At 46.3% G+C, this 16,434-nt stretch carries 17 protein-coding genes; 12 read left to right on the forward strand and 5 right to left on the reverse strand.

Going from position 1 to position 16,434, the window contains the following annotated elements:
• The first annotated feature begins 40 nt into the window (after positions 1 to 40).
• Together H6995_15765 and alr are read left to right on the forward strand one after the other, a co-directional pair.
• Positions 41 to 1,297 carry a D-amino acid dehydrogenase gene (locus H6995_15765; protein ID MCP5216460.1) on the forward strand — a complete coding sequence of 419 codons (1,257 nt, stop codon included), beginning with the start codon at positions 41 to 43 and terminating at the stop codon, positions 1,295 to 1,297.
• A 147-nt stretch (positions 1,298 to 1,444) separates the two neighbouring features.
• Entirely contained in the window at positions 1,445 to 2,530 is a 1,086-nt protein-coding gene (alr, locus tag H6995_15770; GenBank protein MCP5216461.1) for an alanine racemase, read from the forward strand.
• Positions 2,531 to 2,557: 27 nt separating this feature from the next.
• Here alr and H6995_15775 read toward each other — a convergent pair whose 3' ends face one another.
• Positions 2,558 to 3,016 (reverse strand): Lrp/AsnC family transcriptional regulator, encoded by a 459-nt coding sequence (locus H6995_15775; GenBank protein ID MCP5216462.1) that lies wholly within the window; start codon positions 3,014 to 3,016, stop codon positions 2,558 to 2,560.
• 321 nt (positions 3,017 to 3,337) lie between these two features.
• Positions 3,338 to 3,718, reverse strand: a complete 381-nt coding sequence (locus H6995_15780; GenBank protein ID MCP5216463.1) for a GreA/GreB family elongation factor — start codon at positions 3,716 to 3,718, stop codon at positions 3,338 to 3,340.
• A 444-nt stretch (positions 3,719 to 4,162) separates the two neighbouring features.
• On the opposite strand from H6995_15780, the gene H6995_15785 reads away from it, so the two are divergent.
• Positions 4,163 to 4,966, forward strand: a complete 804-nt coding sequence (locus tag H6995_15785) for a transglutaminase family protein (GenBank protein ID MCP5216464.1) — start codon at positions 4,163 to 4,165, stop codon at positions 4,964 to 4,966.
• A 54-nt stretch (positions 4,967 to 5,020) separates the two neighbouring features.
• On the forward strand, positions 5,021 to 5,872 hold the full coding sequence (locus tag H6995_15790) for a transglutaminase family protein (GenBank protein MCP5216465.1): 852 nt from the start codon (positions 5,021 to 5,023) through the stop codon (positions 5,870 to 5,872).
• Between the two features lie 66 nt (positions 5,873 to 5,938).
• Here H6995_15790 and H6995_15795 read toward each other — a convergent pair whose 3' ends face one another.
• A complete protein-coding gene (locus H6995_15795) occupies positions 5,939 to 7,048 on the reverse strand; it encodes a carbon-nitrogen hydrolase family protein (GenBank protein MCP5216466.1) in 1,110 nt (369 codons plus the stop codon).
• A 298-nt stretch (positions 7,049 to 7,346) separates the two neighbouring features.
• Here H6995_15795 and hemN point away from each other — a divergent pair, with 298 nt between their 5' ends.
• Entirely contained in the window at positions 7,347 to 8,741 is a 1,395-nt protein-coding gene (hemN, locus tag H6995_15800; GenBank protein ID MCP5216467.1) for an oxygen-independent coproporphyrinogen III oxidase, read from the forward strand.
• Positions 8,742 to 8,778: 37 nt separating this feature from the next.
• Here the strand turns inward: hemN and H6995_15805 are convergent, their stop codons facing one another.
• Positions 8,779 to 10,056 carry an MFS transporter gene (locus H6995_15805; GenBank protein ID MCP5216468.1) on the reverse strand — a complete coding sequence of 426 codons (1,278 nt, stop codon included), beginning with the start codon at positions 10,054 to 10,056 and terminating at the stop codon, positions 8,779 to 8,781.
• Between the two features lie 175 nt (positions 10,057 to 10,231).
• Positions 10,232 to 10,720 carry a MarR family transcriptional regulator gene (locus H6995_15810; GenBank protein ID MCP5216469.1) on the reverse strand — a complete coding sequence of 163 codons (489 nt, stop codon included), beginning with the start codon at positions 10,718 to 10,720 and terminating at the stop codon, positions 10,232 to 10,234.
• Between the two features lie 287 nt (positions 10,721 to 11,007).
• Here H6995_15810 and ectA point away from each other — a divergent pair, with 287 nt between their 5' ends.
• The 7 genes from ectA to H6995_15845 are packed head-to-tail and all read left to right on the forward strand — an operon-like array spanning position 11,008 to position 16,289.
• Complete coding sequence (gene ectA, locus H6995_15815) at positions 11,008 to 11,508, forward strand: diaminobutyrate acetyltransferase (protein ID MCP5216470.1); 501 nt, start codon at positions 11,008 to 11,010, stop codon at positions 11,506 to 11,508.
• A 59-nt stretch (positions 11,509 to 11,567) separates the two neighbouring features.
• Positions 11,568 to 12,881 (forward strand): diaminobutyrate--2-oxoglutarate transaminase, encoded by a 1,314-nt coding sequence (gene ectB, locus H6995_15820; GenBank protein ID MCP5216471.1) that lies wholly within the window; start codon positions 11,568 to 11,570, stop codon positions 12,879 to 12,881.
• Between the two features lie 14 nt (positions 12,882 to 12,895).
• A complete protein-coding gene (locus H6995_15825; protein ID MCP5216472.1) occupies positions 12,896 to 13,147 on the forward strand; it encodes a hypothetical protein in 252 nt (83 codons plus the stop codon).
• Between the two features lie 2 nt (positions 13,148 to 13,149).
• Positions 13,150 to 13,554, forward strand: coding sequence for an ectoine synthase (locus H6995_15830; GenBank protein ID MCP5216473.1), 405 nt, complete (start codon positions 13,150 to 13,152; stop codon positions 13,552 to 13,554).
• A gap of 15 nt (positions 13,555 to 13,569) precedes the next feature.
• Complete coding sequence (gene thpD, locus H6995_15835) at positions 13,570 to 14,514, forward strand: ectoine hydroxylase (GenBank protein MCP5216474.1); 945 nt, start codon at positions 13,570 to 13,572, stop codon at positions 14,512 to 14,514.
• Positions 14,507 to 14,836: a TraR/DksA C4-type zinc finger protein gene (locus H6995_15840; GenBank protein MCP5216475.1), complete on the forward strand. Its 330-nt coding sequence runs from the start codon at positions 14,507 to 14,509 to the stop codon at positions 14,834 to 14,836. The genes thpD and H6995_15840 overlap by 8 nt, the downstream gene beginning before the upstream one ends.
• A gap of 13 nt (positions 14,837 to 14,849) precedes the next feature.
• Positions 14,850 to 16,289 (forward strand): aspartate kinase, encoded by a 1,440-nt coding sequence (locus H6995_15845; GenBank protein ID MCP5216476.1) that lies wholly within the window; start codon positions 14,850 to 14,852, stop codon positions 16,287 to 16,289.
• The last annotated feature ends 145 nt before the right edge of the window (positions 16,290 to 16,434 follow it).

Here is a 16,434-nt window from a genome sequence, read left to right on the forward strand (position 1 = left end):
TTGCAACAGTTTTGGTCATCCATTAATGGAGCAATCTTCAATGAAAATTATCGTTCTTGGCAGTGGTGTAATCGGTGTGACGAATGCCTATTATCTCGCGAAGGAAGGACATGAGGTTACCGTAATCGATCGTCAGCTTGAACCCGCGATGGAGACCAGCTTTGCTAATGCGGGAGAGGTTTCGCCCGGATATTCGGCGCCTTGGGCGGCCCCCGGTATTCCGTTAAAAGCAGTTAAATGGCTGATGATGAAGCACAGCCCTTTGATCATACGCCCTTCTCTGGACCCCTCCATGTGGTCATGGAGTCTTCAGATGCTCCGCAACTGCACTACTGCACGGTACGAAATCAATAAAAGCCGTATGGTGCGTCTAGCTGAGTACAGCCGGGATTCCCTCAAAGCGTTGCGTGCTGAAACTGGGATTCAGTACGATGAACGCAGTCAAGGCACCTTACAATTGTTCCGCTACCAGAAACAATTGGATTCGGCTGCAACCGATATGGCTATTCTGGACAGATTCGCAGTGCCCTACGAATTATTAGATCGGCAAGGATGTATTACTGCGGAGCCTGGACTCGTACATGTAAAAGAGAAAGTAGCCGGTGGTTTGAGGCTGGTTAATGACGAGACAGGCGATTGTTTTATGTTTACCCAGGCGCTTGCCAAAATGGCGCAACAGATGGGGGTTCAATTCCGTATGGGTATCAATATCCGCCGTTTACAAGCAGAGGGTGGAAGGATCAGCGGTGTCGAAACGGATACAGGGGTTGTGAGGGGTGACGCCTATGTAATGGCACTCGGCAGTTATTCTTCTCTTTTACTTAAGGCGGTAGGCATCAAGGCACCAATTTATCCAGTAAAAGGCTACTCCATCACATTACCTATCGTAGATGCGAGTGCGGCGCCCGTATCTACCATTATGGATGAAACGCATAAAGTGGCGATAACCCGATTAGGAAATCGTGTCCGTGTTGCCGGTACAGCAGAGATTACTGGTTACAACAACGAACTCAAAGAACGCCGACGTGAAACCGTTGAGCATGTGGTGTCAGATCTATTCCCCAAGGCTGGGGATTTATCCAAAGCCGAATTTTGGTGTGGCCTGCGCCCTATGACGCCGGATGGCACACCTTGTGTGGGCTCGACAACCATTCCCAATCTTTATCTTAATACTGGTCACGGTACACTGGGTTGGACGATGGCTTGTGGCTCGGGCCGTCTGTTGAGCGACCTTATATCCGGCAAGAAGCCTGAGATTGATACTGATGGGCTTTCCATTCATCGCTATGCAGCTTAATAGTCTTGGATATGAAAAAAGGTTGGGGTGCTGAAAAAATCTTAAAATTGTACGCTTATTAAGAATACGGTATCCCGGCCTTATACAGAGCTATTCGCTTTGCACAGCGCTAAAAATTTTTCCTAAACTTCGGAATAACTAACCTAAATGGCACGTCCTACAAGAGTATCGATTAGCCTTGAGGCAATTCGTCATAACTATACATTTGCCGTTAGGCTGGCGCCGTTGTCAAAATCGATAGCGGTCGTCAAAGCGGATGCCTATGGTCATGGGGCGACAGTAATAAGTAAGGCCCTCGAGCCACAGGTACCGGCCTTTGCGGTTGCTTGTATCGAAGAAGCAATAGCGTTGCGGGAAGCAGGAATTAAAAAACCGATTTTATTACTTGAGGGTATTTTCTCGGCCGATGAAGTAAATCTGGCATCTATGTACAATTTCTGGATGATGGTTGGAAACCAACAACAGGTCGATGCGGTCGTTAGTGCCAAAATTTCCAAACCGGTGGTTGTTTGGATTAAAGTAGATACGGGCATGCATCGACTAGGCGTATCTCCGGTCGATGTGAAAAAGGTTTACGCAAACTTAGCCAATAGCGCCAATGTCAATTCAGAAATGGTGATAGCCACGCACTTTGCTTGCAGCGATGAGCTAGACAGTCATTTCACCTATGAGCAAATAAACCGCTTTCAAGGAGCGGTAGCAGGGCTTCATGCGCCGATCAGTATGGCTAATTCAGCGGCTATACTGGGTTGGGAAAAAGCCAGGGCAGACTGGAATCGTCCTGGTTATATGCTCTATGGTAATTCTCCCTTTCCATACAGTCATGCAGCGAGTGATCAACTTAAGCCTGCAATGACATTTCAATCCGCTGTCATCAATATCAGAGAGATTGAAGCGGGCGAGTCGGTAGGTTACGGTTTACAGTGGCAAGCCGATCGAACCACAAAGGTTGCCACTGTCGCGGTTGGTTATGGGGATGGCTACCCACGAAATGCCCCCAATGGCACACCCGTATTGGTTAATGGGCAACGCGTACCTTTAATCGGATGTGTTTCCATGGATATGATAACCCTTGATGTCACCGAGTTGGCAGATGTTGAAATTGGTGATGAGGTGATTCTTTGGGGCAAACAATTGCCGGTTAATGAAGTCGCGAAATGGACTGGAGCTAGTGGTTATGAACTGCTGACACGCATGCCTAAACGCGCACCACGAATTTATACTGACCATTAACTCGTTGTAAATCAACAGACTATAGATTTAAACGTATTTGAGTGGGAGATTCGTTGTATTTTTGACGGTTTCCATAACAAAGTTGCTATTGAGACTGTATAGGCTAGCCTCTTCGTTCAGTTGTTTGTAAAGTCGACTATAGCCGTCCATATCAGTGACTACCGCTTTAATTAAGTAATCCATATCGCCAAGCAGCCGATGTATTTCTAATACTTCAGGTATTTCTTTTACGACCCGCTCAAATTTATCTAAACCATGCGGGTCGTGGCGGTTGGTACGTACCACTAAGAATGTAGTCAAGGGTAAATTTAGTTTTGAGGAATCAAGCAGCGTAAGTCGTGCTGTAATGACTCCACTCTTCTCCAGTTTTTGAATTCTCTGTCCGCAAGCACTTTTTGAAAGCCCAACGCGGTTGGCGACAACCGTTACAGGCAAAGTAGCGTCTTGCTGAAGGATTGCGAGAATGGCTTTATCAAATCTGTCCATATGCGAAAGTCTGTTTGATCCGAGGCTCTTTGGTTATCCTCTATTATCGAAACGGGGGCTCTGACAGAACCCCCGTCGGAAAAATAACAGGTTTATGCCTGTTGACGCCTTTTATCTTTTTTCTCAAGGCGTTTTTCTTTTAGGGTTTTTTTCGGCTGTTTCTTTTCTTTGAGCTTTGACATGTCATTACTCCTTGGATAATTCTCTCGGGGTAAGCACTGCGGCTGACCACTCTATTCAATCTTATCTAATATTTATTTCACAAACTCTGGCGAAACATGCATGTCGATATCCTCCTTCCTATTTCGGGAATGATTAAGGTTAAGCGATCGCGAGAATACGAACCTGTAACCGGGAGCCCAGAAAGTTCACCCTTACCTTGTCGCCAATGCCACATCCCATAAGGCGTCTACCTAGAGGCGATAAGCACGACAGTTGTCCTTTCTCCAATTTACGCTGTTTCGGATCGACCAGTATGAAATCTGTGATTTCTCCGGTCAGCAGGTTTTCCACTGTGACAGTCGATTGCAGAGAAACCCGTGGGGCTTGCTCTAGAATAGAGCGTAACGGGTACTCGAGTGCAGAAAAAGCATCCGCTAGTTGCACTGGTGATAACGTAAAATCCAGCGGTGTAGAGATAAAATAGTTTTGTATGCAGCGATTCAGTGATGATTGAATGCGTTGCCTGATTCCCCTGTTCAAGACAGTACTCCTTCACGACCAGCAAATGGCCGTCAAATTTAGATGAGTAAAAAAATTAAAGGCTTACGGCGGGCGCAAGAGAGCGCCCGTTAGATGGGGAAGGTGAGAGTAACTCTCCAAGAAAAAAATCGAACCAACTTATACATCACAAAAACTCTGAGCGTAATTTGCCTGATTGGTGACCTAGTAAAACTGAGTCTACCTAGTAAAAAAATAAAGTCAAACTGAAGACTTTTTCAATACGTGATAATACTGAAATAACCTGATTTTTGTTCATCTTGAATGGCTTTCAGCTTCAATTGTTGTTATCAATTCTTCTTGGGTCTAACAATATTAATCGGTTAAGCTGAAAAGGGGTTGCTTCTCTATAAGTGTATCCACGGCCCGAAACATTTTGTTTCTGTACCGTCCAAGTTGTTTGTCTTCTCTCACAGGAGTTATCACATGTGGTTGCGAACAAGCTGTGATTTGGTATTTGACATTACTGTACCGACACCCTTTGTTCTCATGTTGCGCCCGCGCAGCGGGGCACAGCAATGGATTGCAAGTGAGGAATATAAACTCGATCCGAGCGTACCCGCTTTTGAATTCACGGATGGTTATGGGAATCTCTGTCAACGCCTCATCGCACCTTCCGGCACTTTTGTCGTACACACCGCAGCAGAGGTAATGACGTCCGACTATGTGGATCAGGCGCCAGGCGCGCCGTTTGTGGAAATCCAGTATTTGCCTGATGCTGTTCTATGCTATCTCTTGCCCAGTCGTTATTGTGAGTCGGATCGGTTCAGCCAGATGGCGACCGCTATCACCGCAGGGCAACAGTTGGGTTATGATCAGGTGGCGACTATTGAAAATTGGTTGCGTACAACGATTCGTTACGAGCCGATGAGCAGTGATATTCTGGTATCAGCGATGGAAGTCAACTCCAGACAATGGGGCGTTTGCCGGGATTTGTCTCATCTTGGAATCACCTTGTGTCGTAGTCTTAGTATTCCTGCGCGCATGGTGGTTGGTTATCTGTATGAACTGGAGCCTATGGACCTGCATGCTTGGTTTGAAGCCTATGTCGGAGGCCGCTGGTATTCATTTGATGCGACGCAAGCTGAAATGAAAGGCGGTTACGTCGCTATTGGTTATGGCCGTGATGCAGCGGATGTTGCTGTGTACAACCAGTTTGGACCTGCTTTGTACCCCACCACACAGAAGGTATGCGTATCTCGAATTCATGAAGACAGAACGCATCGGTAGGGCGGTAATGTCGATTGTACTAGGGTATTAGGAGCTAAGAATCAGGAATGAAACATGCAACGCTATAAAATTATTCATCGTACTTACTACAATTATTCTGGAGATGTGACTCTAGGGCCGCACAACCTACGCTTGCGCCCCAGGGAAGACCATGAGTTGCGGATCGAGTCCTTAAAGTTAAAGATCACACCTCCTGCAACTTTGCTTTGGCATCGGGACGTGGAAGGGAATTCAGTCGCTATAGCAACATTTGATTTGCCTGCCAACCAATTGGTGGTGGAGAGCGAGGTTATTATCCAACAGTACAATGAGGCACCGCTCGATTTTTTAGTGGCTGATTACGCGATTAATTATCCTTTTTCCTATCAGTCGGATGATAAAGTCTTGCTGTCTCCCTATATGGCGTTACCCGAGCAAGCCACCATCGCAATGGTCAATCAATGGATTACAAATTTTTGGCAAACCAACGAACAGATTCAATCCTACACGCTGTTGCAGCGCCTTGCTGAATATATTTATCAAACCTTGGCCTACTGTGCGCGGGAAGAGCCCGGCGTACAAACGGCGCCTCAAACACTATCCTGCGGCAGTGGTTCTTGTCGAGATTTTGCATTACTTTTTATGCAGGCGGCGAGGTGTTTAGGGCTCGCTTCGCGCTTTGTTAGCGGCTATCTGCACGCGCCTCTATTAGTCAATGAAATTGGGTCAACCCATGCTTGGGCTGAGGTGTATTTACCCGGAGCAGGTTGGAAGGGTTTTGACCCCACGATTGGCAAAATCGTCGGAACGGATCATATCGCCGTTGCGGTAGCAAGGCTGCCCGAATCAGTACCCCCCATAGCGGGTTCATTTATTGGGACGGCGGATTCGAGCCTTGAGGTGGGGGTTTGGGTCAGTAAATGCTAGAGAATCTTTTTAACAGCTTAAGTCTGAGTCAGCACTAATATTGATCAACCTGAGTAGAGTAAAGAATTATTTTTGGATATCCTCCACTACCTTGTAAACTAGGCTTTCATCGATATCATACTGATCAGCGGCGCGACGTAAGTCATTGTCATTCCATCGAATATTCTGCGGATTAACAGGGGTATCGGCGCTTTCCCAGCCTCGCTCCCGTCTGACGAGCAGGCGAAGCACGTCCGGGCGGTCATAATGACCCACGCTATCAAGAATGGCTTTCACGGCTTTAATCATGTCTGCCTGTAGTTCTCCATAGATAATTTGGGAGCCATACTGTGGTTCGACCAGCGGTACGCCTAAGGGAGAAATAATAGCGCTGCCACCATGGGCATAACTGGTATTCATTTTTCCTTTGTAGGGGAAGTCGTCAGGGATATCTTTCTCGTCAATGAAGCTGCACGCCTGAATCACAAAAGTTCCGGCTTCCATGGCATGGGCTCGGGCGGCGAAATTTCCCCAGAAGTACCCCGCTTTATCCGGTTCTTCCAGCTGCGGCCCGGTATGCAGGGCAAAAGAGCCGGGAAATACCGCAATGTGAATATGCTCACCTTGAGCGGCCATAGCGGCTCGAGCGGTTGTCATTAAATTTTCACCGCAGATTAAGCCACCGATCCGGCCAATATCCGTTTCAAAGACAACGAGGTCGCGACCATCGCCCTGCCCCCAAAACATTCGTTCCGTAAATGTTGGGATGAGTTTACGATGTTTGCCCAGCAAATTTCCCTCGCGCCCGATAAACAGAAGGGTATTGTAGATGGTTTGAGCGCCAGGCCTTGAATCCATTTCGTTACACCCCATCACGACATGAGTGTTGTTATCACGAGCGGCATTGGCAAGTCTTTCGGTATCTTCGCTGGGGATCAATACAGCAGCATCATGAAAACGTACTCTGCCGTTAACCCATTCCGGCATATTCGAGTCCCAGCCTTCGGTCCAATAGGGGTAGCCGGCCAACCAGACTTCAGGAAAGACGACCAGCTCGGCACCGTTGCTGGCGGCTTCTCTAATGGCTTCCACGGCGCGCGTAATACAGGCTTCACGATTTAGGAATTGGCTGGAGATTTGTGCAATGGCAACCTTAACTTGTGCCCGCCCGCCAAGAATGAGTTGTTTCGTTTTCATGGTGTTTTACCTGCGTTTTAGCATTATCTGATAGCTATGCTTTTCAAGCACATCTATTTGACATCCTAATAGTAATGAAAACTATCCGAATTCAGAAAAAATCATTCATCTTGAGCAGATGAAATGGCGCTGATAGATTAAGTGAGGAGAGCTGTTGCCAGGTAAGCTTTTGTTGAAAATACAGGATTAAAGGATTGCGGCCATTGAAATAGAGGTTGCGTCATTCATGATGAAAGCTAGATAATCACCCATTGCTGTTGATGATGTCGCACTTCAGCTTTGCTAGAGAGTGGTAAAAATGAAAGAAAGTAAGTCCCAAGCGATCCGGTTTGATGCGGATATGCTCAAAAAATATGATACTTTTGGGCCGCGGTATACATCCTATCCAACCGCCATTCAATTTTCCCCAGAGTTTAACGAACAGGGTTATCTTGCTGAGCTGGCGGAAAGTAACCTGCAGCGCAACCCGTTATCGCTTTACTATCATATCCCCTATTGTGAGTCGCTCTGTTTCTATTGCGCTTGTAACAAAATAATTACCCATACCTTTGATAGGGCTATTCCTTATCTTGAGCGCCTGCACAAAGAAGTTGCTATGCAGGCGGCTTTAGTGAGCGATCAGCGCCTAGTGAACCAGCTTCACTTTGGTGGCGGCACCCCTACTTTTCTAAGCGATGAGCAATTACAGCAATTGATGTTGGTGACAGAGCAGCATTTTAATATGGCGCCGGTGGATCAGCGAGAGTTTTCAATTGAAATCGACCCTCGTGCGGTACGAGGAAATACTATCGCTATGTTGCGCGAGTTTGGCTTTAATCGTGTCAGCCTTGGGGTTCAGGATTTTGATGAAAAGGTACAGAAAGCGGTTAATCGCCAACAATCGATTGAGCAGACTCAGTCCGTGTTGGATGCCGCACGACAGTCAGGCTATCAATCCATCAATATGGACCTTATTTATGGTTTGCCGCATCAAACAGTGGCCAGTTTTAATCGGACTCTCGATACTATCATCACCATGCGCCCAGAGCGTTTGGCAATCTATAGTTATGCCCATCTGCCGCATCGAGTTAAAGCACAAAGCCTGATTAAAGCTGAGAATCTGCCGGATGCTGTGACAAAACTTGGCCTGTTGGAGCTGACCATTAATCGCTTACAGGAAGCAGGCTATGTTTATATCGGTATGGATCATTTTGCCTTACCTGATGATGAGCTGGTGCGAGCAAAAGAAAAAGGCACATTGCAGCGGAATTTCCAGGGCTACTCCACTCATGCGGATACCGATATGATTGGTATGGGTGTAACTTCTATTGGTAAAGTTAACAATGCTTATAGCCAGAATGAACGGTTTGAGAAAGGTTATTTTAAAGCGATAGATGCTGGGCGCTTGGCGGTGTTCCAGGGTTACCGTTTAAGCGATGACGATAAATTGCGACGCACAGTTATTCAGGGGTTGATGTGCCAGGGCGTTGTTAATTTTGAAGACATAGAAAAGCAGTACCAAATTGATTTCAAATCTTATTTTGCAGAGGAATTAAACCGCTTGCTGCCTTTGGAAGAGGATGATTTGGTAACGCTGAGTGATCAACAAATAAGCGTTCAGCCTTTTGGTCGTTTATTGCTGCGTAATATCGCTATGGTATTTGACGCCTATCAACAGCCAACAAAAGAGCAGCGGTTTTCGCGGGTTATTTGAGCGAGAAATGATTAGTCTGGGTGCCGGGCTTCGATATTTATTCCAATGTTGTTTCCTCAGGGAAAAGTGCTTCAATCGGAATGTCTGGTGTGTGTTCATAACGCGGATCAAAATCAACAGCAACTTGGTTTTCTGGAACGGCAGCGATGAACTGTGCCTGTTCTGTAACAGGTAGTGGGGAGACCTGGGTTTGACGGTAACGGATAAACAGGGCTAACAGAATCAGTATTAGGGAAAAACCATAGAAAAATGCAGCAGCTGAAATTTTTTCCATTAAGACAGAGCCTCCCAGTGGCCCAAGGATACTGCCAAGCCCATAGCTAAGCATCAGGGCCGAACTGGCGGCTACCCGCTCTGAGCTATCGACTAAATCATTTGTAATTGCGACAGAAATTGAATAGATGCTGGCACTTAAGCCGAGCACTAGCGAGGCAAGTAACGCCCGTAGCAAAAACCCCCAGGTAGTTCCAAGGCCAGATAACATGCTGAAAAGAGCTGCTAGCAGGCAGACCAAGAGCATGATGGTGCTGCGCTGCATGCGATCACAGATCCAGCCAAGCGGCCAAGCCAGCAGCATGGCGAAGGTGACTGCCGCGAACATTAACTGTGAAACTTCGGCGGTACTTAACTGAGTCATTTTGCTAAAAAGAGGGGCCAGCGCATAGAAGGAGCCGAGTAGCAACCCGGCACAAAAAGCTGAAGTAAGCCCCAGCGGCGCTATTTGCCAAAGACGGATAAGCGGCATACGTGTCTCTTGCTCTAATTCTGGCGATTGCAGGCGGGACAGAGATAGAGGGATCACTGCCGCAATGAGAAGCAGAGTGGCCAGTACAAATGGCGCTGCCCCGCCAGCGCCACTGACACCAACTAAAAGTTGAGCCATGGCGGAGGCTGAATAGGAGGCAATTAAGTAGAAAGAGAATAGTGTGGCACGATTTTGATTGGTCGCCACAGCACTAAACCAACTTTCAATGGTGATGAGCATGCCAGCAACAGTGAAACCACCAATCGCCCGTAATCCTGCCCAAACATAAATATTTTCGATGAGAGGGTAGCTTGCGGCGGCCATTGCGCAGGCGCTGGCAAGTGCAGAAAATGTCCGGATATGGCCAACCCGCCTGACCAACGGGACGGCGTAAAGTGCGCCGACGGCAAATCCAATCGAATAGCAGGCCATAATGAGGCCTACATTTAACGGATTAATGCCGGTGTCTCCGAGTCGAACCCCCAATAGAGTGAGTAAATAGGCATTGCCAGCGGTAATCAGCATTAGGCTAAGAAATAATGCCAACAGAGAGATAACCAATAAACGCATACTTTCTCCATCAGAAGCAGGGTTGAAATGGTGGGTTAGGCCTTTTGGGTACAATTTCAAGGATAACCGGCCATTTTATGGTGGTGAGTTCCCGGGGGTGTTTACCCCTGTTTCTAGCAGGCCATATAATGCTAGGCAGTGTGCTCTGCATGCCTCCGCAGTTTGTATTAAGTGGTTATTCTGTTTGAATCCCCGTTCGATCCAAAGTCCCCACATCCAGTACCGGGGATGCGTCAATATTGTTAGCATCCATCATTTGTGCAATCCGTTGTACGGCAGAAATGATCATGTTTTGTTCCCATTCCTCAAGCTCTGCAAACTGACGAGCAAAGTGATCTTGAAGAGGGATAGGGGAATTTTTTAAAATGTGTGTCGCCTTGTCTGTTAGGTTCGCGTGAACCTTTCGCTTATCTTGCTCAGAGCGTTTCCGATAAACGAGGTGACGTTTTTCCAGTCGGTCAAGAATGGCAGTTACTGTAGCCTGGCTAAGATTAACCTCGTTCGCCAGTTCGCCGATAGTCACTTGGCCTTTATCCCTAATGGCTTGCAAAAGTAAAATTTGTGGTGTTGTCAGGCCGGTTGTTTTGACCAGATATTTTGAATGTAGATCGGTCGCTCTGATGACTCGTCGCAAAGCAACTAATACGTCTTCAATTCGATGCAAAGTAAAGCCCTTTGTAAAATTAGAGGGGTATTATAAACCGGAATATTGATCACCCGTGTGGTTTCTTCGTCACCAATGGAGTCAGCACTTTGATTTCTGTGTCGATATAGGTAAAGACAGCCGATAGTGTATAAACCTGAGCAAGCAGTATCAATGTAAAAATACTTAGTGTACAATATAAACAGTTTTAATAAAAACGCCATTATTGTATGATATATGGCGTTTTTTTATACTATTTTCTTAATAATTTAAAATTTATATTTAGTAAGCTAAATAAAAAAGGATAAATGACAATCGGTTTAAATGATATTGACCTTCGATTTCCCCGCAGTGAGGATGGTTCAAAGCTTTACCAACTTGTGGCGCAATGCCAACCACTTGATAAGAACTCAAGATATTGCAACCTACTGCAATGTACTCATTTTGCAGGCACCTCCGTTGCGGCCGAAAAGGAGGATGCTCTTGTCGGCTTTATCTCCGCACATTTTATTCCTGAACGATCGGATACCTTGTTTATTTGGCAGGTGGCGGTAGACAAAGGTTGCCGAGGACAGGGCTTAGCCACCCGGATGCTAAAGCATATTCTTGACCGACCTCAATGTGCTCAGGTGCGCTGGCTGGAAACTACCGTGACTGAATCAAATCAGGCATCTTGGGCCTTATTTGAGCGGTTAGCGGTGGAACTTGGCACTGAACTGGAGCGTACGGTTATGTTTGATCGGCAAAAACATTTTGAGGGTAAGCACGATACCGAGTTATTGGCGCGAATTGGCCCAATTCGTTTCTAAAAGCGGGTAGACGTTCACTATGGGTAACTTATGGAAAGCTATTTAAAGGAAAATAACACATGAAAATTTTTGAAGAGATCGAATCGGAAGTACAGAGCTATGCACGGTCATTTCCCCGTGTATTTAATAAGGCGCAGGGGGAGTTTCTCTATGATGAGGAGGGTAATCAGTACCTTGACTTTTTGGCCGGCGCCGGCACTTTGAACTATGGACACAACAACCCGTTATTTAAGAAAAAGTTACTCGATTACGTCAATAGTGACGGTATCACCCATGGCCTGGATTTGCATACCCGGGCCAAAGGTGAGTTTCTTGAAACATTCAATGAGAAAATATTAAAGCCGCGTGGTATGGATTATGTGATGCAGTTTACCGGCCCGACAGGCACAAATGCCGTCGAAGCAGCACTTAAATTGGCACGCAATATTAGTGGCAGAGAGAACGTCATCTCCTTTACGAATGGATTTCATGGCGTCAGTTTAGGTGCTTTGGCTGCAACCGGTAATTCTCATCATCGAGGAGCCGCTGGGGTTTCGCTCAATGGAACCAGCCGGATGCCTTATGATGGTTACCTTGGGGAGAATATTGATACGACGGATTATCTGGACAAGGTGCTATCCGATTCCAGTAGCGGGGTTGATTTGCCTGCTGCGGTTATTGTCGAAACTGTTCAGGGCGAAGGTGGTATCAATGTCGCCTCGAATGAATGGTTACAAAGGCTGGAACAGGTTTGCAAAAAGCACAAGGTCTTTTTGATTGTTGATGATATTCAGGCGGGGTGTGGACGTACGGGAACCTATTTTAGTTTTGAAGAGGCTGGGATTCAGCCTGATATGGTTACCCTGTCCAAATCATTGGGTGGTTACGGATTACCCTTTGCCGTGGTGTTGTTCAGGCCAGAGCTGGACCATTGGAAGCCTGGTGAGCATAACGGTACATTCCGGGGAAATAATTTTGCCTTTGTGACGGCCAAAGCAGCAATTGACTGTTATTGGTCAGACGAGAATTTTACGAAAGAAATCAAGCGCAAAGGGCAATATATGTCAGAGCGACTTAACAGCATTGCTGAAAAATATGGTGAAGGAAATTTTACAACCCGTGGCCGGGGAATGTTTCAGGGGCTCAATTGCGTTAATGGTGAGCTAGCGGGAGCCATTACGCATAACGCGTTTAAAAATGGTTTGATTATTGAAACCAGTGGCGCAGATGATCAGGTCGTTAAGTTTCTCTGTCCGTTAATTATTAGCGATGAAAACCTAAAGAAAGGCATTGATATTGTCGAGCGGGCGATCAAGGAAATCTGTGCCAAAGAGGATTCAATTCCGGAAGAAATTGATTATTTCGAAGAAGATAGAGAAATAAGCTGCCTGTAACTCACCATCAAAGCATGGTACGGGAAAAAGAAACCATACGAATTTGGCCTGGTGAACGGCAATTGCTGCCACAAGGGGTGGAAGGTTGTTGTTTGTTGCTGTGCTGCGTGGTGGGTAAAGGATACCTAAGATTGATGTCAGAGCCAGAACGTCAGATTTTAAAGCAAGGCGATCAACGGCTCATTAATGATGGTGAAATTGCCACCGTCAGTGGTATCCAAAAAATGATTATTGAAATTGAATATCTAGCACATGAGGAAATGTAACTGTGATAGTGAGAGATCTAAAAAAAGCCGAACAAACTGAGCGCCGCATTATTTCCCCCGACGGTAACTGGGAAAGTACTCGCTTGTTGCTTAAAAGCGACAATATGGGCTTTTCTTTTCATATTACCACCATTTATGAAGGTGCAGATTTTCAGATGCATTATAAGCACCATCTGGAATCTGTGTATTGTATTTCCGGGGAGGGTGAGATTGAGACGGTTGAAGATGGCAGGAAATACCCTATTAACCCCGGCACCCTGTACAACCTGGATCAACACGATAAGCATATATTGCGTGCGTTTAAGGAAATGAAATTGGCCTGCGTATTCAATCCACCGCTCAACGGTAAAGAAGTGCATAACGCAGAAGGTGCCTACGAGTTGGCCGCCGCAGCGTTAGAGGAATAGGGAGAAATGACAGTGATGACCGCTACAGCAGAAAATCGGTATAGTAAGCCAAGTGATCGCTACCCTTCCCGAGGTGTACAGAAGGCTCAACTTCTCGACCGCCGGGACCCTACCGTTTATGCGCCAGAAACAAAACCAGCGCCCATTGATAAAAGCCTCGTTGAGCAATATAACGACCAGGGCTTTATTGTTTTGGAAAATGTTTTTACTCCTGAAGAAGTCAGTGCTTTTCAGGAAGAGCTCGATCGACTTAGAAAAGATGAGGCGGTCAAAGCGTCAGGAGAGACGATCACTGAGTCAGACAGTGGTGAAGTACGCTCTGTGTTCAGGGTGCATGAAGTCAGCCCTCTCTTCAATAAACTCTCGAGGGATATTCGGTTGCTGGGGTTGGCTGAATATTTACTCAATGATCAAATATATATCCATCAATCGCGCCTTAATTACAAACCGGGATTTCGCGGTAAGGAGTTTTATTGGCATTCGGACTTTGAAACCTGGCATGTAGAAGATGGTATGCCCGCGATGCGCGCCTTAAGTATGTCCATCACGTTGACCGAAAACGATGAAAATAATGGCCCGTTAATGCTGATCCCCGGTTCCCATAAAAAGTACGTGGTCTGTGAAGGTGAAACACCCAAACAGCATTTTAAAGCCTCGCTGAAGAAACAGGAGTACGGCATACCAGACGATAAAAGCCTAAGTCAACTTGCCGCCTCAGGTGGTATTGTCGCGGCAACAGGGAAGCCCGGTAGCGTCATTGTTTTCGACTGCAATATTATGCATGGCTCGAACGGTAATATTACACCTTATCCACGCTCAAACGCCTTTTTTGTATATAACGCCATCAGTAATCGCGTGACGGAACCTTACTGCGATCAACCACCTCGTCCGGAATATATTTGCAGTCGAAAACATATTGACGTCGTGACAAAAACTATTGATGAGGCTGGCCATGAATAGCCGAGAGAGTAATGCGCTCAAACGACAAATTTGCGCTCGTATTACCAATTTGGAGGTGCAACTAGCGGATTTAAAGCACAGCCAACAAAAACTGGTTAGTCAATCGGATGATGAATCAGCAACGATGGATATAAAAATAACCTCAGCCGTCAATTCCCAAGTTACCGATAGTGAACACTTAGAACTGGCGCAATTAAAAGAAAATTTGCAATGGCTTGATACCGAGGAAGCGGGTTTTTGTAGCGAGTGTGGCTGTGTCATTCCTATCGCCCGCCTCCAGGCAGTGCCTGTGACGCGCTTGTGCATTGGTTGCGCGGAATAATAGAAGGGAATGTATGAATTGTCATAGTGTAGAAAAAATTGGCGGCACCTCGATGAGTAACTATCGGGCTGTGCGCGATAATATTGTGCTTAAACCTACTCGGAAAAACACCAACTATCAGAGAATATTTGTGGTATCTGCCTATGCCGGTATCACCGATGCATTATTGGAGCATAAAAAATCAGGTCAGCCTGGACTTTATGCCCTGTTCGCGGGTAGTGAGAAGGATGAAAGTTGGCTTGTTGCTTTACAAAAGTTAAGGGAGAAATTCCAGGCTATTAATGCCGGTTTATTTCACGATGAAATGGCATTGCAACGTGCTAACCAATTTATTGGTGAGCGTCTTGATGCCGCCGAAGCCTGTTTAGACAATTTGCAACGACTGTGTGGCCATGGCCATTTTTCTTTAAACCAGCACTTAGGAACCGTCAGAGAGCTGCTGGCGAGTATTGGCGAGGTTCATAGTGCCTGGAACACCGCGATATTGTTACAGCGTGACGGGATCAATGCCTGTTTTGTCGATTTAAGTGGCTGGAATTCAGATCGCCACATCTCATTAGATGAGCGTATTCAGGAGGCATTTAGGGAGATTGATTTATCAAAACAGCTTCCTATTGTGACCGGATATACACATTGTAAAGAAGGCCTGATGACAAGCTTCAATCGTGGTTATAGCGAAATGACCTTTAGTCGAATTGCCGTGCTCACCGGTGCTGCGGAAGCGGTCATCCACAAGGAGTTTCACCTGAGCAGTGCTGATCCCCGGCTAGTGGGAGAAAAGAATGCGGTGCCGATCGGGCGTACCAATTACGATGTGGCCGATCAACTGGCTAATCTTGGAATGGAGGCCATTCACCCGAAAGCAGCGAAAGGATTGCGGCAGAATAATATTCCACTGAGAGTTAAGAGCACCTTTGAGCCTGAGCATGCCGGCACGTTAATTACCTCCGATTATGTGAGTAATAGTCCCTGTGTTGAAATCATAGCCGGGTGCAAGGGCGTCTATGCCTTGGAGCTGTTTGATCAGGATATGGTCGGACAAATCGATCTTTATGACCGTGAAATTTTAGCGGTATTGCGTCGTTTTAAAGTGCATCTTTTGGCGAAAGATATTAATGCCAATACGATTACGCACTACCTTTCGACTAACTTGAAAACCATGAAACGATTACAAAAAGTGCTGGAAGAAATCTATCCCGATGCTGAGCTTAATCAGCGAAAGTCGGCTATCGTCTCGGCTATCGGCAGTGATATGCAGGTGACAGGAATTCTCGCCCAGGCGGTTACTGCTTTGGCTGAACAGAAAATTAATGTGCAAGCCATGCATCAGTCTATGCGGCAGGTAGATATGCAATTTGTCGTCGACGAAAATGATTATGAGCTAGCGATTAAAAGTCTTCATCAATGTCTGGTTGAGGTGCACGAACACGGAAAAGCGATTTGCCTTGCGTGATCAGACCAGATTGTTCGATGGATTGTCATTGCATCAAACACCCTTGCCTGCTGAAAAACAGGGGCAAGAAAGGTATTACTGCCGTTAAAGCTATACAGCCACTATTTGATAAATTTGGTTCAAATGACGCCAAACTAACAAATCA

This window comes from Pseudomonadales bacterium (assembly GCA_024234615.1).
Taxonomy (GTDB): domain Bacteria; phylum Pseudomonadota; class Gammaproteobacteria; order Pseudomonadales; family IMCC2047; genus JAJFKB01.

Coding starts and splice junctions, on each gene's coding strand:
- H6995_15795 (MCP5216466.1), bottom strand. CDS start 7,048: ATGAAAACGAAACAACTCATTCTTGGCGGGCGGGCACAAGTTAAGGTT.
- ectB (MCP5216471.1), top strand. CDS start 11,568: ATGAAAATTTTTGAAGAGATCGAATCGGAAGTACAGAGCTATGCACGG.
- H6995_15805 (MCP5216468.1), bottom strand. CDS start 10,056: ATGCGTTTATTGGTTATCTCTCTGTTGGCATTATTTCTTAGCCTAATG.
- H6995_15790 (MCP5216465.1), top strand. CDS start 5,021: ATGCAACGCTATAAAATTATTCATCGTACTTACTACAATTATTCTGGA.
- ectA (MCP5216470.1), top strand. CDS start 11,008: ATGACAATCGGTTTAAATGATATTGACCTTCGATTTCCCCGCAGTGAG.
- hemN (MCP5216467.1), top strand. CDS start 7,347: ATGAAAGAAAGTAAGTCCCAAGCGATCCGGTTTGATGCGGATATGCTC.
- alr (MCP5216461.1), top strand. CDS start 1,445: ATGGCACGTCCTACAAGAGTATCGATTAGCCTTGAGGCAATTCGTCAT.
- H6995_15845 (MCP5216476.1), top strand. CDS start 14,850: ATGAATTGTCATAGTGTAGAAAAAATTGGCGGCACCTCGATGAGTAAC.
- H6995_15825 (MCP5216472.1), top strand. CDS start 12,896: ATGGTACGGGAAAAAGAAACCATACGAATTTGGCCTGGTGAACGGCAA.
- H6995_15785 (MCP5216464.1), top strand. CDS start 4,163: ATGTGGTTGCGAACAAGCTGTGATTTGGTATTTGACATTACTGTACCG.
- H6995_15840 (MCP5216475.1), top strand. CDS start 14,507: ATGAATAGCCGAGAGAGTAATGCGCTCAAACGACAAATTTGCGCTCGT.
- H6995_15765 (MCP5216460.1), top strand. CDS start 41: ATGAAAATTATCGTTCTTGGCAGTGGTGTAATCGGTGTGACGAATGCC.
- thpD (MCP5216474.1), top strand. CDS start 13,570: ATGACCGCTACAGCAGAAAATCGGTATAGTAAGCCAAGTGATCGCTAC.
- H6995_15775 (MCP5216462.1), bottom strand. CDS start 3,016: ATGGACAGATTTGATAAAGCCATTCTCGCAATCCTTCAGCAAGACGCT.